Genomic DNA, 23,612 nt, shown 5'->3' on the forward strand with positions numbered 1-23,612 from the left:
TGAAAACTAAAGAAACAGCCTATATTCTACTAAAATGATTAAGGGCCGTGGCGTAGTTGCAGCGCAACTATACCTCAACCCTTAATTTTATATAATATATCTAAAGTTCTTTAGCGTCTTTTACCTTTTCTTTTGAGAGCGCTAAATTAATTACATCGCTCATCTCCTTAACATAATGGAAGGTTAAACCTTTTAAATACTCTGGTTTTATTTCGTCAATATCTCTTTTATTGTCTTCACAAAGTAAGATTTCTTTGATACGGGCGCGTTTAGCTGCTAGAATTTTTTCTTTTATTCCACCCACGGGCAGCACCTTTCCACGAAGTGTTATTTCACCTGTCATTGCGATAGATTTTTTTACTTTCCTTTGAGTGAAAAGCGACACTAGCGAAGTTAGCATAGTAATCCCTGCACTTGGACCATCTTTTGGAGTTGCTCCTTCCGGCACGTGAATATGTACATTGTATTTATCGAAAATATCGGGATTAATCCCAAGTTTTTCAGCATTAGATTTAATATATTCTAAAGCAATGGTGGCAGATTCCTTCATTACCTTACCAAGGTTACCCGTCATATTTAAGGTGCCTTTTCCCTTAGATAATGTAGATTCTATAAAGAGTATATCGCCACCCACTTTTGTCCAGGCCAAACCGGTAACCACACCGGCAACATCGTTGTTTTCGTATTTATCGCGCTCCATTTTTGGCGCTCCAAGAACTTCGACAATTACATCGTTGGATATTTTTACCTCGTACTCCTCCTCCATCGCAATTTTCATTGCGGCGTAGCGAACCATTTTTGCAATTTGTTTTTCCAAACCACGTACACCGCTTTCGCGGGTATAACCTTCCACAATTTTTTCGAGTTGTGGTTTAGCTATCTTTAACGAGTCGCTATTTAATCCGTGTTCTTTTAATTGTTTAGGGAGCAAATGGCGTTTTGCTATTTCTACCTTTTCTTCAATTGTATAACCGGTAACGTTGATAATTTCCATTCTATCGCGCAAAGCGGGTTGAATGGTACTTAAACTGTTTGAAGTAGCAATAAACATAACTTTAGAAAGATCGTAACCCAATTCTAAAAAGTTATCGTAAAAAGCGTGATTTTGCTCCGGATCCAACACCTCTAGCATAGCCGAGGAAGGATCGCCCTGATTGCTCACCGAAATTTTATCTATTTCGTCTAAAACAAAAACCGGATTACTGGTTTCAGCTTTTTTAATACTTTGTACAATACGTCCGGGCATTGCGCCAATGTAAGTTTTTCTGTGCCCGCGAATTTCCGCCTCGTCACGTAATCCACCCAAACTCATTCTAACGTATTTTCTACCTAAGGCTTCTGCAATAGATTTTCCCAAAGAGGTTTTCCCTACTCCTGGAGGTCCGTAAAGACAGAGAATTGGCGATTTCATATCGTTCCGAAGTTTTAAAACAGCCAAGTATTCAATAATTCGCTGCTTAACATCGTCTAGCCCATAATGGTCGCGGTCTAAAATTTTTCGTGCGCGTTTTAAATCAAATTTATCCTTACTGTATTTGTTCCACGGAAGATCTAAAAGAAGATCTAAATAGTTCCGTTGAATACTAAATTCGGCAACCTGCGGATTCATGCGTTGCATTTTTGCCAATTCTTTCTGGAAATGCTTTTCAACTTCCTTGCTCCACTTTTTAGTTTTGGAACGTTCGCGCATTTCTTCAATTTCTTCTTCCATAGACGAACCTCCCAATTCTTGTTGGATGGTTTTCATTTGCTGTTGAAGAAAATACTCACGTTGTTGCTGGTTAATGTCGCTTTGTACCTTAGATTGAATATCATTGCGAAGCGATAATTTCTGAATTTCCATATTCATATACCGAAGCGTTTCCAGCGCGCGATCTTTCAGGTTGTTTATTTCTAAAAGAGCCTGTTTTTGTTCTACTTCAATATTTAAATTTGAAGAAACAAAATTTATCAGAAAACTAGAGCTTTCAATATTTTTAATAGCAAAAGCAGCTTCCGAAGGAATATTCGGGCTCTCTTTTATAATTTTAAGCGCCATTTCCTTAATAGATTCAATAATGGCTAAAAACTCTTCGCTCTCCTTTTCCGGACGTGCCTCTGCAACTTCTTTAATGGTTGCGGTCATGTACGGTTCGGTAGTAATTACCTCCGAAACCTCAAAACGTTTTTTACCTTGAATAATTACGGTTGTATTGCCGTCAGGCATTTTTAGTACACGAAGAATTTGTGCCACCGTGCCAACGGTATTAATATCGCCAATACCCGGTTCTTCCTCATCTTCGTCTTTTTGCGAAACAACACCAATAACTTTATTTCCTTTATTGGTTTCATTAATTAACTTAATAGATTTGTCGCGCCCAGCGGTAATAGGAATAACCACTCCCGGAAACAATACAGTGTTCCGTAAGGGTAAAATTGGTAGTATTTCGGGAAGATCTTCTTTGCTCATCGCGTCCTCATCCTCTGCGGACATAAGCGGAATAAATTCAGCATCTTCTTTTAAATCTTGAAATGACAACTTGTCTAATGTTGTAAGTTTTGAATTGCCCATAAATATGATTAAGACATTGTGTCACAAATGTAGTATTCACAATGTACTGATTTTTAAATTTTAAGTTTTTATTAATAAAAAAACACTGGCTTTCAAGTGGTTTATAGTGTCTTCTCTAATATGATTCAAGAGTTATGCCAGTTATACCTAACAATGCAACAAGTAGCGATTAATGGATAAATATTAAACCGAAGCCAAGTTTTGAATATTTGTAAGATTTAATTTGAAGTGTGAAAAATAAAAAGCCATTTCTAGAGTTTCTAAAAATGGCTTTTTAAATAATTAAGTTTCTGGTTATGGTAATACAGCTAAAAATTCACCAGCTGTAATTTGATATACCGTTGGGTCTTGACCCGTAGCATCTACAGCACTAAAGTTAAAGGTTCCTTCAATTATACCATTGTCCATATCGTAATTGGTAATATTAATAGTTCCAGGATTTGAAACATATGTAATTGATGTACCAACTATTGGTGTGTAATATCCAACAATTTCATCGCCTTCAATTACTTCGGTACTCATTTCAAAACTGCCTTCGGTAATAGTGGCTGGAAATGTAAGTTTCATACTTTGCCCATCTACAGTTGCCGTTAAGGTAATTGTAGGATATTGGTTGAAAACATCGGTAGTAATAGTAAATTCATCTGGATTAAATGCCGTGCCATCTACATTGGCTTTAAAGATATTATTGGCACCTGGAACACCTTCAAAAAACACTGTAAAATTACCTTCGGTCACTTCAACTACTTCTGGATCTTGGTTTAAGGGATCTGTGCCGGTAAAGGCAAAAGTTGCTTTTAAAACTCCAGCTTCTAGATCAAATTCTGAAATAGTAATTGTTCCAGGATTCGAAGTTAAATTTTCACCCCCAATTCCATCGTTATAAAGCGCAATTAGGTCTGTACCGTCTGATATACTTACCATATTAAAAGTACCCACTCCTAAGGAGCGTGGAATGTCTAATCGCAATAATTCACCCGTAGCGCTTTGCGCTTCGATTTTAATCATATGAACATCGCCAATAACTGGCTCAGAAACGGTGAGCGTTTCCGCTTCAAAATCTATATCGTTTACCTTGGCAAAAAATTCGTTATCTGGATCACCGCCACCTGTGCCCCCGCCTCCAGTGTCGTCTAACAGGTAAGGTATTTCGTTAAATGCACCTTCAGTGATTGATATCTGTTCCAAAACGGGTTCACCATTGCCATCGAGAATCGGGTTTCCGTCCCCATCTACTTTTGCACGCGTTCCCACGAAGCTAAAAGTTCCGGTAACCGTTTGCGCGGTAACATCTAGCGCCGTAATATTCATAAGACCATAGCCTCCAAGAGCTTCTGCCGAAATATACGGAAGAAGGTTTATAGAGCCATCAAAATACGATCCTGAATTTTGATTGGCGCCGCCATACGTTAAATTAAACGAACCCACGGCAGCATCTACAATGGCTAGGGTAATATTTTCTCCCCCTGTTTTAGAACCTGTAATAACTAGTTGGTTTTCTGTATTCAGCGTTGCAGTAACCGAGCTCGCAATATATTCTTCACCTTCAATTTTGGCAATAAATTGTCCTTCTTCAGCTTCGTTTTGTTCTTCTTGAACAAATTCACCAGTGAGGGGCTCGTTTTCACAGGAATAAAATTGAAAGGCCAGAAATGCCAGAAGCATTCCCTTTAAAAAATACATTTTTTTCATCTGTATAAAATATTTGATAAAGTGGAAGATGGAACGCCCAAAGTATTCATCTTCGCTTGGTTGTTAATTAGTAAAGGGCATTTCATATATAAGTAAGTTGGGTAGGTAATAAACGCAAACTTAAATAAAAATTGTTTAATGCTTTCTATTTCTTGGCACTCTTAGCAATAAAAATACGCCAGTTATAAAAAAGATTACTAGAAATAATATTGAATTGCGCATACTTCCTGTTATTTGGTCAATAAATCCGTAAATAAGCATTCCGATAACAATGCCTATTTTTTCGGCCACATCATAAAAGCTGAAATATGAAGTAGTATCTTTAGTATCGGGTAAAAATTTTGAATACGTAGAACGCGAAAGCGATTGAATTCCGCCCATAACCAGTCCAACTACTCCGGCAGTTAAATAAAACTGAATAGGTGCTTCAATAAAAAATGCAACAATACATATACCCACCCACACAATATTTATTACTATAAGTACGGGAATATTGCCGAATTTCTCCGAACAACGCGATGTAATGATAGCTCCTGCCACAGCCACCAATTGTATTATAAGTATGCTAACAATTAACCCGATTAATTTAGCGTCATCGCTTCCCCATCCAATTTCCTGCTCACCAAAATAAGTAGCTACGAGCATTACTGTTTGTACCGCCATACTATAAACAAAAAACGCAGCCAAGTATCGTTTTAATTGTATATTTTCTGAAAGTGAATTATAAACACCTTTTAATTCCCTAAAACCGTTTAACAATATTTTCGTGCTAACTTTTTTTCCACTTTTGTTTCCTTTCGGAAGAAAATAGAATGAATATTGGCTAAAAACAATCCACCAAATTCCGACGGTAACAAAAGACCAACGCATTGCCTTTACGCCCGCTTCTCCTCCTTGGCCAAACCCAAAAGATTCTGGAAACATTACCATTGCCAAATTAAAAAGCAACAATACAACACTACCTATATATCCTAATGAATATCCCCGCGCACTAACTCTATCTTGCTGTTCGGGAAAAGCCACATCGGGCAAATACGAATTGTAAAAAACAAGACTTCCCCAAAATCCTATTAAACCGAAGAAATAAAAGAGAAGGCTACTATGAATATTTTCAATGCTGAAAAAATAAAGACCCATACACGAAATGGCCCCCAAGTAGCAGAAAAATTTCATGAAATATTTTTTATTCCCAACGTAATCTGCAATACCTGAAAGTAATGGCGAAATAAATGCAACAAGCAAGAATGCTGCTGCCGTAGTGTAACTTATAAGTGGAGTACTTCTAATTGTACCGCCAAATACCACGACGGTAGTAACACCAGCCGATTTAAATAGTGCTTGATAAAAAATAGGAAATATTGCCGAAGCAATTACAAGGCTGTAAACTGAATTTGCCCAATCATAAAAAGCCCAAGCATTTAGCAATTTTTTACTTCCTTTAGCAAGATTGGGCATGGTGCGTTTTGTATTTTTCGGATACTAAACTAATAAAAAATCCTGCATAAAGCAGGATTTTAAAAATTTTCATTTCGAAAAAATTGTAAGCTATTTTATCGTCTAAAATTGGTTACTCCAAATTTTCTAGCTTCCGCCTTTGCTTCGGTTACCCAAGACTGAATATTCTGGATTCTTGTGCTGCTCGCTGGGTGAGTACTTAAAAATTCTGGTGGTGCTCCACTTTCTTGAGCTTGCATACGTTGCCAAAGTTCTGCAGCTACAGCTGGTTCATAGCCTGCAATGGCCATTAGTGTTAACCCTATACGGTCTGCTTCCGTTTCGTGGCTTCTGCTAAATGGTAGCATTACTCCCAAATTTGAGCCCAAACCGTAAGCTGTATTAAAAATTTGCTGATTTTCCGCATCTCCCGCTAGAGCAATATTTCCAGCAACTGCTCCCAATTGTTGTAATTGTGCGGCGCTCATACGTTGTTGTCCGTGATTGGCCAATGCGTGGGCTACCTCGTGCCCCATAACTGCCGCCAAACCTGCTTCATTTTTTGTAATTGGCAAAATACCTGTATATACCACTATTTTTCCTCCAGGCATACACCAAGCATTTATATCAGGACTTTGTACCAAATTGTATTCCCATCGATAATCTTTAAGATATCCTGCATATCCGTTAGCATTTAAATAGCGTTCTGCCGCCGTGGCTATTCTTTGGCCAACACTTTTTACCATTTTGGCATCAGAGGTATTATTAACAACCTTGTGCTCAGATAAAAATTCATTGTATTGTTGAAAAGCCATAGGAAGAATTTGCGAATTTGGCACCAAAGCCAAAGTCTGTTTTCCCGTAAATGGATTGGTGCTACACGCAACCACAACCATTCCTATAATTAATATTGCAATAGATTTTTTAAATTTCATAATGATGGTTTCGTTTGAAAGTTAAAATTAGAGATATAAAAATTGTATTCTCCCAAAATTATTCTAAAATTTATTTTTCAATTATTATACCAGAGATACTAAATTTAATGTTTCTTTAATACTGAAATGCAAACCCACCCTTTAAATTTACATGTATTTAAAAGTTGGAACGACTTTTGAATTAATTAAACCGTAATCTTAAAAATACCTATATATATGAAAAATATACTCCTTTTTTTAGCCCTTGCATCAACCGTAATATTTACTTCTTGTGAAGGCGACCCAGGGCCTCCCGGACAAGATGGCGGTTTGGTTTATGCCCAAGTTTTTGAAGTTAATGTAAATAGCTATCAGTACGATGCAGCCAACAACACTTTATTTTCTTCATTTTACGGTTATCCATTTACCGTTTATGAAAGCGATGTAGTTTTGGCTTACCGTTATGAAGGTCAAGACGATATTGGCAACGGCGAAACGGCAGATATCTGGACGCAATTGCCGCAAAATATTTTTTACAATGACGGTACTGGCGATTTTTTTCAATACAATTTCAATAACACTTTCGTAGATGTTCAATTTACCATTGAAGGAAATTTCGATTTAACAAATATAGATCCCATTCACGATACAAATCAAATATTCAGAATCGCAGTAGTTCCTGCTGAATTTGCCAAGACCAACCCTTCTATGGAAGACGTTTTGGAGGTAATGCGAACAAATGATAATCTAATTGAAAAGATAGAACAATAATATGAAGATATTTAGCGCATTAATTATAGTAAGTGCATTGTTTTTTAGCTGTAATTCACCTGCACAAAAAGGTATTAAAGCTGTACAACAACAATATCCAGTTCTTAAAACCGATGCCGAATGGAAAGCTCAACTTTCGTCAGAAGCCTATCAGGTATTGCGGCACGAAGGTACGGAACCTGCATTTTCTAGTCCTTTAAACAACAATCACAAAGAAGGAACCTACGTATGTGCAGGTTGTGGAAACCCAGTTTTTAAAAGTGAACACAAGTTTGATAGTGGCACCGGATGGCCTAGCTTTGATAGAGAAATTGACGGCAATGTAGCGTTTTCAACAGACAATAAACTTGGTTATACGCGCACAGAAGAACATTGCGCCAAATGTGGCGGACACTTAGGCCATGTTTTTAACGACGGTCCTAAAGAAACTACAGGAAAGCGTCATTGTGTAAACGGTGTTGCACTTAAATTTATTCCCGACAATGGAAAAACCAAATAAATATCCCATTTCAAAATCTGAAGCCGAATGGCGCGAAGAATTGGGCGAAAAACGCTATCATATTTTGCGTGAAAAAGGAACTGAGTTCCCCAGAACCGGCGAATACAATCTTACCTTCGAGAAAGGTACATACGTTTGCGGGGCGTGCCACACACCTTTGTTTGAAAGCAACAATAAGTTTGAAAGCAATTGTGGCTGGCCCTCGTTTGACGATTCTATTGAAGGCGCCGTAGAATACGTGAAAGATACTACCCACGGCATGATTCGTACAGAAATACTTTGCTCCAATTGCGGTAGTCATTTGGGTCATATTTTTAATGACGGCCCTACTAAAACTGGCCAGCGATATTGCGTAAATTCACTTTCATTAAATTTTCAAAAACAATAAAGCTCAGCCTTAAAATAAATTAATGATAAAGATCAAATTTTGAAGGACTACTTCTTCGAAATTTGGTCTTTTCATTTTTAAAAAATCTATTTTTTGGGGTTTATTTGTTATTTGGGATTTGTTATTTGAGTTTTTTCCTTTAGTATTCGTAAATTCGTGGCTTCAAAAGATATATACATAAAATTAAGAAATGAGCAAATACGACGTAATAGTTTTAGGAAGTGGTCCGGGCGGATATGTTGCTGCCATAAGGGCTTCACAATTAGGATTAAAGACTGCAATTATTGAAAAAGAAAGCCTCGGTGGGGTGTGTTTAAATTGGGGATGTATCCCAACAAAAGCTCTTTTAAAGAGCGCACAGGTGTTTGATTATCTTAAACACGCAGACAGTTATGGCCTTACTGTAAAGGAATTTGATAAAGACTTCGGAAAAGTTGTGGACAGAAGTCGCAATGTTGCCGAAGGCATGAGCAAAGGCGTTCAGTTTTTAATGAAAAAGAATAAAATTGAAGTGATAAACGGCTTCGGAAAACTAAAAGCTGGAAAAAAAGTAGATGTTGACGGAAAAGAATATACTGCAGATCATATAATTATTGCAACTGGCGCCCGTTCTCGCGAATTGCCAAACCTAAAACAGGACGGTAAAAAAGTAATTGGCTATCGCGAAGCAATGTCACTTAAAAAACAGCCGAAAAGTATGATTGTGGTTGGTAGTGGTGCTATAGGCGTTGAGTTTGCTCATTTCTACAATTCTATGGGAACGGAAGTAACAATTGTTGAATTTTTACCAAATCTCGTTCCTTTGGAAGACGAAGATGTTTCAAAGCAATTTGAGCGTTCTTTCAAAAAAGCTGGGATTAAAGTAATGACTAATTCTTCAGTTGAAAAATTAGATACTTCCGGAAAACTGGTTAAAGCTACGGTAAAGACTAAAAAAGGCGAAGAAACACTCGAAGCCGAGGTTGTACTTTCTGCCGTTGGAATTGCTTCAAATTTAGAAGGAATTGGTCTTGAAGATGTTGGCATTGTTACCGATAAAGGTAAAATTATGGTAAACGATTTTTACCAAACCAACATTCCTGGTTACTACGCCATTGGCGATGTTGTTCCTGGCCCTGCCCTAGCGCACGTTGCTTCTGCCGAAGGAATAACTTGTGTTGAAAAAATTGCTGGTATGAATGTGGAACCTATAGACTACGGGAACATTCCGGGTTGTACGTACGCTTCACCAGAAATTGCAAGTGTTGGAATGACGGAAAAACAAGCCAAGGAAGCCGGATATGAATTAAAAGTTGGAAAATTCCCTTTCTCAGCAAGTGGAAAGGCAAGTGCCTCCGGCGAAAAGGATGGTTTTGTAAAAGTAATTTTTGATGCTAAATACGGCGAATGGTTAGGTTGCCATATGATTGGCGCTGGGGTGACCGATATGATAGCTGAAGCTGTTTTAGGAAGAAAACTGGAAACCACCGGCCACGAAGTATTAAAAGCGATCCATCCGCATCCAACAATGAGCGAAGCCGTTATGGAAGCCGTTGCCGATGCATACGGAGAAGTGATTCACTTATAGATGTTAGATATTCGAAACTAAAAAAACCGCACATATGTTGCGGTTTTTTAGTTTTATTTAATCACGGGGTTTTCCTTCAAACTTATTTCACTTAGTCTAGTTTCTTTTTAATCGTGGATCGGGGTTCATTTTAAAAAACTCTGTAGCGCCAATTCGTAACTTTGCAGCCCAAATCCTACAATAACTCCCTTTGCGTTGGGCGCAATGTAGCTTTTATGCCTAAAGTCTTCTCTCGAAAATGTATTGGAAATATGTACCTCTACCACAGGAGCAGGGATAGCTTTTGCAGCATCTGCAATGCCAACGGAAGTATGTGTATATGCAGCAGCATTCAAAATAATACCGTCGTAACTATAACCGATTTCCTGAATTTTATCTATTAATTCACCTTCAATATTAGATTGAAACTGTGATAATTCCACCTTGGGAAACTTCAGTTGTAATTTTTCAAAAAAATCGTTAAACGTTTCATCGCCATAAATATCGTTTTCACGCTTACCGAGAAGGTTTAGGTTTGGCCCATTTATGATAATTATTTTCATAGCGTAAATATATAAAATTAAAAAAGCAGGAACATCGTCCCTGCTTTTATAAATTCTATTTTTAAAATTATTAGAGTCCAAATTCAACGCCCACATTCACAGAGCTAAATGTTCCGCCATCTACGGAAACTCCGGAATATGAAAGAATAGCCGCTACCGTTCCAAAACTGTAGCCCACTTTTGGTCTATAGAAGAAGCCACCGTCATTGCCGTCTGGGCTAATGCCAATGCCGTATCCTAAATCTGCTCCAAAAAAGAATTCTTCAAGCATAAATCTTGCGGAACCTCCAATTGGCAGAAACACTGCAGAGTCAACTTCAAAAGTACCTATTGGTGTGTCTATTTCATCTCCGTTGTAATAAAGCATACTGGCCATGGGACCCACGTAAAATGAATCGTTAATGTCAAATAGATACGAAAAATCTAATTGGGCACCAAATGTGTATCCATCAGCACTGTCCCCAACGGGCAATGATCCGCTTACGCCAATATTAAAATTTTGTGATTGTGCAGTTGTAAAAGATAATACAACAAGTGCAATTAATAATAGTAGTTTTTTCATAATTAAAAAGGTTTTAAGATTAGTGCATTAAAAATAGGTAAAACTTTTAAATAGAGCAAATTAGTCTTAAATAGAAAATGCTTAAAAAAGAAACTTGTTAATATCTTATTCTTTTACCTACTGTTATAAACAATTACGGAATTAAAATAAGGAAGCTTTATTTCTTAAAACCCAGTCTTTAATTGAAAATGGTTCTTTATAGGAAGGAGTATCCCAAAGCCACAGAAAATACGTTATTCTTGTTTTTTCCATCTAAATCTTTTGACACGTCCGATAGCCCAAAATTATAGCGTGCATCTACGCGTATGCCAAAAGGAAAGTCATACCCGGCACCAACAATTCCAGAAACGTCTGATTTTTCGGCTTCGTATATATTTCCCAAAACATCCTTAATCTGGTCGTCAACAATAAATCCGAATTGTGGCCCAGCCTGAATATTCAAGCCTTTTACCAGATAATATTTTAAAACAACGGGTACGTTTACATAGGTTAAATCGAATTCTCCAGCATCAAACTCAGCTCCTTGCTGAGAATATAGCAAGTCTGCCTGAATTCCTACGTTTTCAGTAAATTTTATTCCTGTAAAAATACCGGCCTGAAAACCCGTTTTATTGGAAAGCGAGGAAGCGTCCGAAATATTAGCAAAGTTAGCACCTGCCTTTATACCGAGATCAAGTTCTTGCGAAAATGCTGTTGTGCCTATAAAAAGCGTCAATGCTACTACAATTAATTTTTTCATAATGATGTTTTTTTTAAGTTTCAAAATTAAAACGCAAATATATCCCTAATCTTATGCCTTAAAATACATTTAGTTTTTTGTTAACTATTGTTTTTAGTGGTAATATAGCAGTATGAAGTGGCATCAAGGATTAAAAGATTACCAAAATTATTTACGATTGGAGCGCGGACTTTCTCATAATTCCATCGTTAATTATTCATTAGATATAAAAAAGTTGATGCGATGGCTGGAAACCAATAAAATAGAGGCCTCTCCTATTTCAATTTCTGAAGAAACGCTGCAACAATTTATATACGAAGTGGCAAAAAAGATAAATCCACGTACCCAGAACCGCTTAATTTCTGGATTAAAAGGTTTTTTTAATTATTTAATATTTGAAGATTACAGGCAGACCAATCCGTTAGAATTAATTGAAGCTCCCAAACTTGGAAGAAAACTTCCCGATACGCTCGCCATTGAAGAAATTGACGCACTTATAAGCGCTATTGATTTAAGTAAAAAACAAGGCGAACGCAACCGTGCTATACTTGAAACTCTTTACGGTTGTGGTCTTCGGGTATCTGAACTTACCAACTTAAAAATTTCAGATTTATATTTTGAAGAAGGATTTATTAAAGTAACCGGAAAAGGCGATAAGCAGCGCCTGGTACCAATTAGTCCTATTGCCGAAAAATACATCACCATTTACAGAAAGGAAATTCGGGTACATAAAAATATTGACCCAAGCGCCAAGGACACACTTTTTTTAAACCAACACGGACGTCAATTAACGCGAGCTATGATTTTTACGATTGTAAAACAACTTGCCGAAAAAGCCGGAATTCGCAAAACCATAAGTCCGCATACATTTCGCCATTCATTCGCCACCCATCTTTTGGAAAATGGCGCCGATCTACGAGCCATTCAGCAAATGCTGGGACACGAAAGTATTACCACCACCGAAATCTACACCCATATTGATCGCAAGCACTTAACTGAGGTGATCAATCAATTTCACCCAAGAAAGTGAGAAAACTTTCTTTAGTTGCAAAAGCATAAAAGGTTTTTAATTCCTGAAAATTTTAGCTGTTTAATTTAAGTTCCATTGCTACTATTCGGTTAAAAAAAACCCAAACTTCCCTAAATTCTTGAGTCTGGCCGTACAGTTTTGTATTTTCAGAATAAATTTTAAAATTGAAAATTAAAAATCGAAATAATGAAAACACTTAAATTTCAAAATGGCGATACAATGCACGCCATTGGATTAGGAACGTGGAAAGCATCAGGAAACGAATTAAAAAAGACGATTAAGGATGCAGTTTATGCCGGTTATAGGCATATTGATACCGCAAAAAATTATGATAATGAAGAAATTATAGGCGAGGCTTTAGCCGAAATATTTGCAGAAGGAGAAATTTTTCGTGAAGATTTATTTATCACCTCAAAACTTTGGAACGACTCGCATGCCGAAGGCCAAGTAATACCAGCGTTACAGCAATCGTTAAAAAAATTAAAGCTCAATTACCTCGACTTATATTTAATTCATTGGCCTGTTGCATTTAGACACGGAGTTGATTTTCCCAAAAAACCAGAAGATTATCTAACTCCAACGGAAGCACCCATTATTGGTACTTGGATACAGATGGAAAAAGCAAAAAATGACGGTTTGGCCAAACACATTGGCGTATCAAATTTTAGTGAAAAAAAGCTAAAAGATTTAATTTCAAAGGCATCAATAAAACCTGAAATGAATCAAGTAGAGCTACACCCATTGTTACAGCAAAACGATTTGATTGCATATTGCAAAAGCGAGGATATTTTAATTACCGCTTATTCGCCTTTAGGCTCCGGAGATCGGAATAAAGCAATGAAGGCGAGCGATGAACCCAATATGATGGATATTGATATATTAAAGGAAATAGCCAGAGACCGCAGTGCTACGGTGGCACAAGTATTAATTGCGTGGCACAATCATCGCGACTGCGCGGCAATACCGAAATCTACAACCAAAGAACATATAATTTCTAATTTTAAAGCAGCTGATGTTCCCCTAACCGATGCCGATATGAAAAAAATTGCAGCATTAGACCGCCATTACAGATATATAAATGGTAAATTTTTTGAAGAGCCATCAAAAGGGTACAACAATCTTTATGACGAAGACCGCTAGCCGCAGATGTTAGCATACAGCCATTATTCCCAAAAAAAGGAACTTACACTTAAACTCACTAAAAAAAGCTCCAAAAGGAACTTTTTTTATTTATAACAAATGAATTTTATCTTTAGGCTCGGGACGCTTACTTCGCAATATTTACGGCGCGTGTTTCACGAATAACCGTAACTTTTACTTGGCCGGGATAGGTCATATCCGTTTGTATTTTCTGTGATATTTCAAACGAAAGTTGTGCGGCTTTTTCGTCGCTTACCTTTTCACTTTCAACCATTACACGCAATTCCCGCCCCGCTTGAATGGCATAAGCTTTATTAACGCCGCCAAAGCCAAATGCAATATCTTCCAAATCTTTTAAACGCTGTATATACGAGTCTAAAACCTGTCGTCGTGCTCCCGGTCTTGCCCCGCTAATAGCATCGCACACTTGAACAATTGGCGATAACAATCCGGTCATTTCAATTTCGTCGTGGTGGGCACCAATAGCGTTGCATACTTCTGGTTTTTCACCGTATTTTTCGGCCCACTGCATCCCTAAAAGGGCGTGAGGCATCTCGGTTTCCATTTCAGGAACTTTTCCAATATCGTGCAGCAAACCGGCTCTTTTAGCTAGTTTTGCGTTTAAGCCAAGTTCGGCAGCCATTACGCCGCAAAGTCTGGCTACTTCACGGGAGTGATGCAACAAATTCTGTCCGTACGAAGAGCGGTATTTCATACGTCCCACAGCTTTAATAAGCTCTGGATGCAGGCCGTGGATTCCCAAATCTATTACGGTACGTTTTCCTACTTCAATAATTTCTTCTTCAATTTGTTTGGTAGTTTTTTCAACTACTTCTTCAATACGTGCGGGATGAATACGGCCATCGGTGACCAATTTGTGAAGTGACAATCTGGCTATTTCACGACGTACGGAATCAAAACACGAAAGTATAATTGCTTCCGGCGTATCGTCCACAATAATCTCAACCCCGGTGGCAGCTTCAATAGCGCGAATATTTCTACCTTCGCGACCAATAATTCTACCTTTAACGTCGTCGCTTTCAAGATTAAAAACAGAAACGCAATTTTCTACGGCCTCTTCGGTACCGATACGTTGTATTGTGTTAATAATTATCTTTTTAGCCTCCTGTTGGGCAGTCATTTTGGCCTCTTCCATAGAAGTTTGCACAAATGCCATAGACTGTGTTTTTGCTTCGTCCTTAAGGCTTTCAATTAACTGCCGTTTGGCTTCTTCAGCAGAAAGGCTGCTAATTACCTCCAATTGCTCAATTTGGCTTTTATGCGCCTTATCTACATCGTTTTGTTTTTTCTCAAGAACTGCGATTCGTTCAACGTAATCGGCTTTTTTATTTTCCAGTTCGGCGTTTAACTTTTTATTCTTAGCGAGTTCGCTAGAAACTACCGATTCCTTGTCGCGCGTTCTTTTTTCTGCTTCTGAGATCTTTTTATCTCGGCTCAATATAACCTTTTCATGTTCCGATTTAAGCTCCAAAAATTTCTCTTTCGCTTGTAATATTTTATCTTTTTTTATTGCTTCAGCTTCAGATTTTGCTTCCTTTAGTATTGCTGATGCACTTTTTTTTGCTCGTAGAATAAGTTGAGATGCGTTGTTGCGCTCAAGTATTTTTGCAATTAAAAAGCCAAGTGCAATACCAACGATGGCACTGATTACTATAGTTATGATGTCCATTATTTCGTTGAATTATAAATATAAAAAAAGCCTACATCAATATATTTATTTTGAATAAACTCCTTTAAAACATGTTTAGGGCTAACAAGCTGGTCAAGTATCCGCTCGAAGACGGCTCGCTTTTACAACTTCAACTCACCCTTTTTAAAGAAATCGTGTTGAGTTTACCAAAAAATTGTATTAATGTAGGCAGTTACCTTATTTAATTTAAAGAACGTTATGATAATTGCTCCTGCAATAAACGGTTTAAAGCGCTGAGCTTTTCTTCCATTTCTTGCGTATCGCTAGAATTATCAATTTGTTTTTGCTCCACCTGAGCTGCAAACTGGAGGGCACACATGGCCAAAACATCCTGTTTGTCGCGAACGGCGTAACTTTGCTCGAACTGTTTAATCATTTTTTCTATCTTCTTAGCTGCCAATCGCAATCCTTCTTCCTGCGAAGGGTTGATCGTTAAAGGGTAAACCCTGTCTGCTATTGATAGTTTTATTTTTAATGGTTCGGCCATTGTTATATTTTATTCAGAAAGCTGACTTATACAATGGTCAATTTCCCGAATTAGAGCGTTTATCTTGAGTTTAGTTTCTCGTTTATGCTGGTCGCTGCCGAGCATTGAATTTGCCAATTTTAACGAGTTACATTTTTCGGTCCAAACTTCAATTTCTTCTTGAAATTGTTGCTGTTTCGATTGTAAATCTTTTACCTCTTCCTCTAATGCTACCTTGGCTTTTAATAAATTTTCGTGCCTTTTTAGCAACTCGCCAATTCTATTTTCAAGAGAATCAACTATTTCAGAAAGATTACTCATTAAAATCTGTGTTCAATACTTCTATCACAAAGTTAGCATACCATCGCTAATACGCAAACAGTTTTTCATTATTTTTTGTAATATTGAAAAATAGTTATAAAATCCTGCCTTGCTTCATCTTTAATCAACGCGTATTCTTACTTTTGTACAATGAAGAAATTTTTATCTATGCTCCTGCTTTTTGGCGGGCTGGCTTACGGACAGAACGACATTCCTACAGACTATTTTTCAAATCCCTTAGATATTAAATTGGTGTTATCGGGCAATTTTGGCGAAATGCGCTCCAATCATTTTCACAGTGGTTTGGATATTAAAACCGAACAGCGCGAAGGCTTGCCCGTGTACGCACCCGCTGATGGATATGTAAGTCGAATAAATGTGCAGCATTACGGATACGGTAAAGCACTTTACATACTTCATCCAAATGGTTACACCACTGTTTATGGGCATTTAAGAAGCTTTGCAGGCGAGATTGAAAAGCATGTAAAAGATTTACAATACACCAAAGAAACCTTTGAATTGGAACTTTTTCCAGAAAAAACCTTGCTACCTGTAAAAAAGGGCGATTTAATAGCATACACAGGTAATACGGGTGGTAGCGGCGGTCCGCATTTACATTTTGAAATACGCGATTCGTCGCAGCGACCAATGAACCCGCTACTTTTTGGAATAGAAATTCCCGATACTAAAAACCCAATTGTAAGTGCTGTATTTGCATACCCGGTGGGCGAAGATGCGCACGTAAATCAGGGGCAAAACCGAACAAAACTTCGTTTAATAAAACAAAAAGACGGTAATTATAAAGCGGAAAACGTGACGGCCTTCGGTAAAATTGGCTTTGGAATAACTACGTACGATCAGCAAAATGGAGCTTCCAATAAAAACGGAGCTTACCGAATTGAAACTCGGTTTAACGGAACTGAAAAATTTGAAGTGCTCTTTAATAAATTTGCATTTGCCGAAACACGCTATTTAAATAGATACACCGACTATAACTATTACAAAACCAATAGAAGTATGGTCCAAAAGCTTTTCCGCGAAACTAACAATCCGCTGAGCATAATTACTAAAGAGGACGAAAACGGATTTATAACCGTAAAAGATAGCCTACAACATATCTATGCAATAGAGGTTAACGATTTTAAAGGCAATAGAATGTATATCTCCATCCCTATAGAAGGTGCAAAACTTGAAATATTGGACCCCAAAAATATCGAGAAAACAGACGATTATATTTACGCAGATCACGCAACATCAATCACCAAGGGTAAGTTTAGCATATATATTCCTGCAAATAGTCTGTATGAAGATACGTACTTAGACATTAAAGATGAAGGTGATGTTTTAAAGTTTCACGACGATGTTGTACCCATACATAGTAACATTTCCATAACGGCCGATATTTCTTCGTATAAAGAAGAAGACAAGGACAAATTGTATATAGGCAGACTAAATTACAAAGGGTTGCCTTATTATACATCTACTACAAGAAGCGGCGATAAACTCACTGCCAGAACCCGCACTTTTGGAAGTTATACCGTAGCTTCAGACACCACCCCGCCAAAGATAAAGCCTGTAAATTTTTCTGAAGGAAAATGGATCAGCGATCAAAATTTTCTAAAATTAAAAATTACGGACGATTTAAGTGGTATAAGTTCCTACCGCGCCACCATCAATAATAAATTTATTTTGATGGAATATGATTATAAAAAAGACGTTATAACTTATAATTTCAATGATAATGTAAATCTGGAAACAGAAAATAATTTGAAAGTTATTGTAATAGATAATGTTGGAAATAGTGCTACATTTGAAGCTCAATTTTTCAGAAAACAACCTTAAGTCTTGCTTTTGAAAACAATAAAACTACCGCTCACACTGCTTTTCGTTTGCTTCGCAACCGTAATTTTTGCTCAAAAAGCAGTTATTAAAGGAATTATTATTGATGAAAACAACGTGCCCGTTTCCGGCGCCAATGTTACCTATAAAGACACTGGAACAATTTCAGACTTTAATGGGTTTTACTTATTGGAGATTCCTTCGGAGGAAGATGTTGTTATTACCTTTTCGCACCTTACCCACGAAAAAATACAGATTACCGTAAATCTTTCGCCTGCCGAAGATTATCAGTTAAATCCTGTAATGAGCACAAGTGTTGAACAAATAAGTGAAGTGGTAATTACAGGTCGTGAAAATCGGCGCATAGAAGGGGTATTAACAATTTCTCCCAGACTCGCCCAAAAAATGGTGGGTGCAAATGCCGGAGTAGAAAATTTATTGGCTACCCTGCCGGGTGTTAATAAAACCGACGAGTTAAGCACCCAATATGCCGTGCGTGGCGGAAACTACGACGAAAATTTAGTTTATGTAAACGAAATTGAAGTTTACAGGCCTTTTTTAATTAGAAGCGGGCAACAAGAAGGTTTAAGCTTTGTTAATAGCGATTTAACCAGCAACGTTGATTTTTCTGCCGGTGGGTTTCAGGCAAAATATGGCGACAAACTTTCGTCCGTTTTAGATATTACCTATCGCCGTCCGGTAGATTTCGGCGCTTCGGTAGATCTTAGTCTTTTGGGTGCAAGCGGCTCTGTGGAAGGCATTTCAAAAAATGGTCGTCTTTCGGGAATATTAGGGATTCGTTATCGCGATAACAGTCTGCTTGTAGATGCAAAACAAACCGAAACCAATTACCGGCCAAAATTTGCCGATGCCCAAACGTATTTTACTTATAAATTCACCAATAAATTTGAGTTGAGTTTCTTGGGGAATGTTTCCATAAACGAATATAATTACAGACCGCTTACGCGACAAACCAATTTTGGTACTATTACAGATCCCATTGCTTTACTCGTGTTTTATGAAGGTCGTGAAGAAGATAGATATAACACCTATTTTGGAGCGTTAAAATCTACTTGGGTAGTTTCAGATAATTATACGGCAAAATTTATCGGGTCGCTATACCAAACCACCGAACAGGAATATTTTGATATACTTGCCGAATATCGTTTAGGTGAAGTAAACACAGAAATTGGTGGGGAAAATTTAGGTGAAGTAACCTTTACACGAGGAATTGGCGGCCAACTTACCCACGCCCGAAACGATTTAGATGCCTTAATCCTCAATGTAGAACACAAAGGAAATCTCGCTATCGAAGATAACACGATTGAATACGGTATTAAATACACACGTGAAGATATTCGAGACCGTGTTCAGGAATATGAAATTATAGACTCGGCTGGTTTTTCCATCCGTCCACCTATATTTCCACCGAGCGACCAACCGTACCAACCGTACACCTCTCCTATTGAGCCATACACAGATGTAAGAGCTCTTAACGACACCCAAATAGACCGGATTTCGGGCTATGCACAGTGGAGTAGAAAAACAAGCGTTGGCAATAGCGATCTTTGGATGAATGCTGGCGTTCGCGCCCATAATTGGACCGTGAGCGGGAAGAATATTACCAGCACAACACAAACAGTTTTCAGTCCCCGTGCACAGGTTTCCCTAAAACCAGATTGGGAGATGGATATGCTTTTTAGAGTGTCGGGAGGAGTTTATCATCAACCTCCTTTCTATAGAGAATTGCGCGACTCGTCGGGAACAGTTCGTCCGGGAGTTAAGGCACAGCGCTCCATTCACCTTGTTTTAGGTAACGATTATAGTTTTAAAATGTGGGACCGTGCTTTTAGATTAAATTCTGAATTGTATTATAAACATCTAACCGATGTAAATCCTTATACTTTGGAAAATGTGCGCATCCGTTACCGCGCTAACAATAATGCTATTGCTTACGCATACGGACTCGATTTGCGTTTGGCAGGCGAATTTGTTCCTGGAACGGAAAGCTGGTTAAGCCTTGGATATCTAAAAACAGAAGAAAATATTGACGATCGCGGTTATATTTTCCGGCCAACAGATCAACGTTTAAAAATAGGAATGCTTTTTCAGGATTATGTAAAAGTAATTCCTTCGCTTAAAATGTACCTTAATTTAACGTATAATACCGGGTTACCGGGAGGCTCACCAAGCTACGCCGACCCATACAAATACCAAATTAGGCTGCCCGATTACAAGCGTGCCGATCTCGGAGTAAGTTATGTGATAGTAGACGACACGAAATTAAGAGATAGCGGTTGGTTAAAGCCATTTAAGGAATTCGCGATAGGTGCCGAAATTTTCAACATTTTTGATGTTCAAAACTCTATTACCAATACATTTGTTCGTGATGTTTATACCAAGGTTCAATATTCAATCCCCAATTATTTAACCCCTCGTGTATTCAATGTTAAAATGACAGCGAAGTTTTAATTTGAAGTAGGCTTTTAAGCTAAGCGGTAGTCACTCAAGCGAGCATTGAAAATAATTGAAAGCTTTACATCGCGCCTTCAACAAATTCTTTTAGTACATTAATTACATAATCTACTTCTTCCCTTTTATTAAAACTGGAAAATGAAAAGCGAATGGAAGGTTTGCCTAAATCTTCGTCGGAAAGAATTTCGTTTAAAACGTGCGAACCGCCTTCGCTCCCGCTTTGGCAGGCGCTACCTTTGCTGCAGGCAATTCCTTTTAAATCTAATTGAAATAAAAGCAACATTGCCTTTTCTTCAGAAATTGGCAAACAAACATTGAGCAACGTATAGGTACTTCGTTCGTTATCACCACAGTTTCCATTAAATTTAACCCCCGGGAATGCGGTAATCAATTCGTTTTTAAAATAATTTTTTATACCGGCAATATAGTTACGTTCCTTTTCAAGTTTACGATACGATAATTTTAGTGCTTCGGCCATACCCGCAATTGCGTAAACGGCTTCGGTACCGGCACGCATTCCGCGTTCTTGTTCGCCACCGTGAATTAGAGGTTTTAAGCCCGAGTTTTTTCGTATAAACGCAAAGCCTGCACCTTTTGGTCCGTGAAATTTATGTGCGGCAGCCGCAGCAAAATCAATTGGGATTTCCTTAAAATCTAGCTCAAAATGCCCAACGGACTGTACCGTATCGCTATGAAACAGCGTTTTATACGTTTTACAGAGATCTGCAACTTTTTTTAAATTGAGAATATTTCCTATCTCGTTGTTAACGTGCATTAAGCTAACCAATGTTTTTTGGGAAGAATCTGCCAACAAACTTTCTAAGTTTTCAAAATCTATTTGTCCACATTCATCTAAATTCACAAATTCTACCTGAATATTGTATTCTTTTTTAAGCCATTCCACCGTATGTAAAACAGCGTGATGCTCTATTTTACTAGTAATAATTCGTTTTACACCCAAGTCGCGAACGGCGCTATTCAAAATTAAATTATCGGCTTCAGTACCTCCCGAAGTAAAAATTATTTCACTTGCAGATACATTTAAAAGCTTAGCGATTTCTTTACGAGCATTTTCGAGTAATGATTTAGAAGAACGGCCGTAAGAATGTGTAGATGAAGGGTTTCCGTATTCAGTTTGTAACACTTCAGAAATACAGGTTATTACATCGTCGCGCAATTGGGTAGTTGCTGCGCTATCAAAATATACTTTTTTCATTGCGATTATTTTTTGCCGTAAAAACAGTTTTTACACTATTTTTATTAAATCTCGGGAGCGATATATGTCCTTTAATTCAGTTTGCAAAAATACATATTAAAACAGTTTTGCCGGCATTTCAGTTAAAAAGAAATGCGTTACTTTGTGGTGCGTATTTTTTATCGAAATACTGAGTATTTAAATTTAAGCGCACTGAATTTTTAACCTTAACTATGCAAAAGACGGCTTCAAAATTATAAATATGAATAAATTTCTCGCATTTCTTTTTTTCGTTTCATTATTACTACAAAGCTGTGATGACGGTGATATTATTATTACTTCCTTTAATTTTGACGATGCCGAACTTAAAACCTGCGGCACTGCCGGCAATCATGTTTTTTATAAAGTAAACGAGCAAGCTTTGGAAAGTCTTTCGCTACGTTTGGGCGTTACAGACAGTCTTTATAAAACCGAAGGCACAAAAATATACATCCTAAACGGCACGAGCAATTTTGTAAACTATCGCACTTACGATGGAGCTTTGGGAGCCAATTACTTTTGCAGTAGCATCCCGCCCACTTCGCCAGGAGTAACAGTAAATTATTTTGCAGCTTCGGGCACAGCTGAATTTACAACTACATTTTATTATGACGATAACGATGGTGTGCCCGTAGATAAAGAATTTGAAGGCGACACCGATGGCGATGGTATTCCAGATATTTACGACGAGGACGACGATGGCGACAATGTGCCAACGGCTCGGGAACTGGACGTACAAAATGAAGATGGCGATAACAATCCGCTAACAAACCCACTAGACACCGATGGCGACGGAATACCAGATTATTTAGATAACGACGATGACAATGATGGCGTACTTAGCCGTCACGAAGATAAAAATATGGATTTAAACCCCAGAAATGACGTTACCGATCCAAACGTTGGTGCAGATTACTTAAACCCCGCAGTGGCCAACACTTATGAAGTAAACGAATATTATGAGCACAAATACACAATTACCAAAAGTGTAAAAATAGTGTTGAAGAATTTGGTTTTAATAAGCGGAGAAGAAGAAATAACAATAGAAACGCTAACTATGGGGGTTTTGGAAAATGTTGAAACACTTCAAAAAACCAAAAAACCGACATTTTAAAGTGTTTATTAAGTTGGGATTGGGAATTTACTTATGCTAAAAATTCTTACATAAAAATATCGTGCAAACTCATATTTATACTTCGAAAAAGCTTGAAAAATTAATTAAAAAGTTAATACAAACCAATGAAGGCGATACTTCGGGCATACTCGGAAAATGGAATGCAACGGTATTTTATGTAAATAGAAAAAAATGCTGGCTCATCTCCAATGCAAAAACCCAATATTCAGTTATTTTAACAGACATTAAAGCAGCCGATCTAAGTAATATTGAGCAACTATTTAAAAATGCTTTTTTCGCGCAATTAATATACGACGGTATTCTCGTAGATTATGGCGTGTTAAGTGCCCAGATTGGCACACTTGCTTTTCATCCAACGGACAACGATAAAAGAACAACTGGATTTCAAAATCAGCGGCTTCAAACTTTTCAATATTGGATTGAGCAATTTGGAAGTATCGAAAATATGCCCATTAAGGAATTGGCAAACAGGCTTAATTCAGAGTTAATTCACGTCGGGAAAGACCGCAAGATGTCTGATTACACTACTTCAATCAAAGAGATAAAAAAAGTACTGGCTACTTTAGCATAGAACTGGCAGGAACTTTAAGCAGCGCCGAACTGTTATAAAATTTCAAAATATA

General features: G+C 37.6%; 21 protein-coding genes and 1 other RNA gene. 10 read left to right on the plus strand and 12 right to left on the minus strand.

Annotation, left to right across the window (positions count from 1 at the left end):
• Window positions 1-100: 100 nt before the first annotated feature.
• The 4 genes from lon to QCQ61_RS12810 all read right to left on the minus strand — a co-directional run bounded on the left by lon (window position 101) and on the right by QCQ61_RS12810 (window position 6,612).
• Window positions 101-2,551 carry an endopeptidase La gene (gene lon, locus QCQ61_RS12795; protein ID WP_279448045.1) on the minus strand — a complete coding sequence of 817 codons (2,451 nt, stop codon included), beginning with the start codon at window positions 2,549-2,551 and terminating at the stop codon, window positions 101-103.
• A gap of 294 nt (window positions 2,552-2,845) precedes the next feature.
• A complete protein-coding gene (locus QCQ61_RS12800) occupies window positions 2,846-4,243 on the minus strand; it encodes a DUF6252 domain-containing protein (RefSeq protein ID WP_279448046.1) in 1,398 nt (465 codons plus the stop codon).
• A gap of 135 nt (window positions 4,244-4,378) precedes the next feature.
• Entirely contained in the window at window positions 4,379-5,698 is a 1,320-nt protein-coding gene (locus tag QCQ61_RS12805; RefSeq protein ID WP_279448047.1) for an MFS transporter, read from the minus strand.
• Between the two features lie 95 nt (window positions 5,699-5,793).
• Entirely contained in the window at window positions 5,794-6,612 is an 819-nt protein-coding gene (locus tag QCQ61_RS12810; RefSeq protein WP_279448048.1) for a M48 family metallopeptidase, read from the minus strand.
• A 216-nt stretch (window positions 6,613-6,828) separates the two neighbouring features.
• Here QCQ61_RS12810 and QCQ61_RS12815 point away from each other — a divergent pair, with 216 nt between their 5' ends.
• The 4 genes from QCQ61_RS12815 (at window position 6,829) to lpdA (ending at window position 9,816) form a co-directional block, all read left to right on the plus strand.
• Window positions 6,829-7,362 carry a collagen-like protein gene (locus QCQ61_RS12815; RefSeq protein WP_279448049.1) on the plus strand — a complete coding sequence of 178 codons (534 nt, stop codon included), beginning with the start codon at window positions 6,829-6,831 and terminating at the stop codon, window positions 7,360-7,362.
• Between the two features lies 1 nt (window position 7,363).
• Window positions 7,364-7,861 (plus strand): peptide-methionine (R)-S-oxide reductase MsrB, encoded by a 498-nt coding sequence (msrB, locus tag QCQ61_RS12820; protein ID WP_279448050.1) that lies wholly within the window; start codon window positions 7,364-7,366, stop codon window positions 7,859-7,861.
• The gene (gene msrB / locus QCQ61_RS12825; RefSeq protein WP_279448051.1) at window positions 7,845-8,249 is read left to right on the plus strand and encodes a peptide-methionine (R)-S-oxide reductase MsrB; all 405 of its coding nucleotides are present in this window, start codon (window positions 7,845-7,847) and stop codon (window positions 8,247-8,249) included. Before msrB (QCQ61_RS12820) ends, msrB (QCQ61_RS12825) begins: the two co-directional genes overlap by 17 nt.
• Window positions 8,250-8,439: 190 nt before the next feature.
• Complete coding sequence (gene lpdA, locus QCQ61_RS12830) at window positions 8,440-9,816, plus strand: dihydrolipoyl dehydrogenase (RefSeq protein WP_279448052.1); 1,377 nt, start codon at window positions 8,440-8,442, stop codon at window positions 9,814-9,816.
• Window positions 9,817-9,941: 125 nt separating this feature from the next.
• Here lpdA and aroQ read toward each other — a convergent pair whose 3' ends face one another.
• The 3 genes from aroQ to QCQ61_RS12845 all read right to left on the minus strand — a co-directional run bounded on the left by aroQ (window position 9,942) and on the right by QCQ61_RS12845 (window position 11,659).
• Window positions 9,942-10,358: a type II 3-dehydroquinate dehydratase gene (aroQ, locus tag QCQ61_RS12835; protein ID WP_279448053.1), complete on the minus strand. Its 417-nt coding sequence runs from the start codon at window positions 10,356-10,358 to the stop codon at window positions 9,942-9,944.
• 70 nt (window positions 10,359-10,428) lie between these two features.
• The gene (locus QCQ61_RS12840) at window positions 10,429-10,920 is read right to left on the minus strand and encodes a hypothetical protein (RefSeq protein WP_279448054.1); all 492 of its coding nucleotides are present in this window, start codon (window positions 10,918-10,920) and stop codon (window positions 10,429-10,431) included.
• A 196-nt stretch (window positions 10,921-11,116) separates the two neighbouring features.
• Window positions 11,117-11,659: a porin family protein gene (locus tag QCQ61_RS12845; RefSeq protein WP_279448055.1), complete on the minus strand. Its 543-nt coding sequence runs from the start codon at window positions 11,657-11,659 to the stop codon at window positions 11,117-11,119.
• 112 nt (window positions 11,660-11,771) lie between these two features.
• On the opposite strand from QCQ61_RS12845, the gene xerD reads away from it, so the two are divergent.
• Together xerD and QCQ61_RS12855 are read left to right on the plus strand one after the other, a co-directional pair.
• Window positions 11,772-12,668, plus strand: coding sequence for a site-specific tyrosine recombinase XerD (gene xerD / locus QCQ61_RS12850; RefSeq protein ID WP_279448056.1), 897 nt, complete (start codon window positions 11,772-11,774; stop codon window positions 12,666-12,668).
• 186 nt (window positions 12,669-12,854) lie between these two features.
• The gene (locus QCQ61_RS12855) at window positions 12,855-13,808 is read left to right on the plus strand and encodes an aldo/keto reductase (RefSeq protein ID WP_279448057.1); all 954 of its coding nucleotides are present in this window, start codon (window positions 12,855-12,857) and stop codon (window positions 13,806-13,808) included.
• A 127-nt stretch (window positions 13,809-13,935) separates the two neighbouring features.
• On the opposite strand, the gene rny is transcribed toward QCQ61_RS12855, so the two are convergent.
• From rny to QCQ61_RS12875, 4 genes are all read right to left on the minus strand, one after another.
• Window positions 13,936-15,498: a ribonuclease Y gene (gene rny, locus QCQ61_RS12860; RefSeq protein WP_279448058.1), complete on the minus strand. Its 1,563-nt coding sequence runs from the start codon at window positions 15,496-15,498 to the stop codon at window positions 13,936-13,938.
• Between the two features lie 56 nt (window positions 15,499-15,554).
• A non-coding RNA gene (gene ssrS, locus QCQ61_RS12865) (6S RNA) lies at window positions 15,555-15,662 on the minus strand.
• Window positions 15,663-15,715: 53 nt separating this feature from the next.
• Window positions 15,716-16,006 carry a cell division protein ZapA gene (locus QCQ61_RS12870; RefSeq protein ID WP_279448059.1) on the minus strand — a complete coding sequence of 97 codons (291 nt, stop codon included), beginning with the start codon at window positions 16,004-16,006 and terminating at the stop codon, window positions 15,716-15,718.
• 9 nt (window positions 16,007-16,015) lie between these two features.
• Window positions 16,016-16,306 carry a hypothetical protein gene (locus tag QCQ61_RS12875; protein WP_279448060.1) on the minus strand — a complete coding sequence of 97 codons (291 nt, stop codon included), beginning with the start codon at window positions 16,304-16,306 and terminating at the stop codon, window positions 16,016-16,018.
• A 150-nt stretch (window positions 16,307-16,456) separates the two neighbouring features.
• Between QCQ61_RS12875 and QCQ61_RS12880 the strand changes: the two genes are divergently transcribed.
• Window positions 16,457-18,148 carry a M23 family metallopeptidase gene (locus QCQ61_RS12880; RefSeq protein WP_279448061.1) on the plus strand — a complete coding sequence of 564 codons (1,692 nt, stop codon included), beginning with the start codon at window positions 16,457-16,459 and terminating at the stop codon, window positions 18,146-18,148.
• Window positions 18,149-18,157: 9 nt separating this feature from the next.
• On the plus strand, window positions 18,158-20,617 hold the full coding sequence (locus QCQ61_RS12885) for a TonB-dependent receptor (RefSeq protein ID WP_279448062.1): 2,460 nt from the start codon (window positions 18,158-18,160) through the stop codon (window positions 20,615-20,617).
• 64 nt (window positions 20,618-20,681) lie between these two features.
• On the opposite strand, the gene QCQ61_RS12890 is transcribed toward QCQ61_RS12885, so the two are convergent.
• Entirely contained in the window at window positions 20,682-21,836 is a 1,155-nt protein-coding gene (locus tag QCQ61_RS12890; protein ID WP_279448063.1) for a cysteine desulfurase family protein, read from the minus strand.
• 241 nt (window positions 21,837-22,077) lie between these two features.
• Here QCQ61_RS12890 and QCQ61_RS12895 point away from each other — a divergent pair, with 241 nt between their 5' ends.
• Both QCQ61_RS12895 and QCQ61_RS12900 read left to right on the plus strand, forming a co-directional pair.
• Window positions 22,078-22,968: a hypothetical protein gene (locus tag QCQ61_RS12895; RefSeq protein WP_279448064.1), complete on the plus strand. Its 891-nt coding sequence runs from the start codon at window positions 22,078-22,080 to the stop codon at window positions 22,966-22,968.
• A gap of 61 nt (window positions 22,969-23,029) precedes the next feature.
• Window positions 23,030-23,560 carry a DUF6933 domain-containing protein gene (locus tag QCQ61_RS12900; RefSeq protein ID WP_279448065.1) on the plus strand — a complete coding sequence of 177 codons (531 nt, stop codon included), beginning with the start codon at window positions 23,030-23,032 and terminating at the stop codon, window positions 23,558-23,560.
• The last annotated feature ends 52 nt before the right edge of the window (window positions 23,561-23,612 follow it).

It is taken from the genome of Aequorivita marisscotiae (assembly GCF_029814825.1).
Lineage (GTDB): Bacteria > Bacteroidota > Bacteroidia > Flavobacteriales > Flavobacteriaceae > Aequorivita > Aequorivita marisscotiae.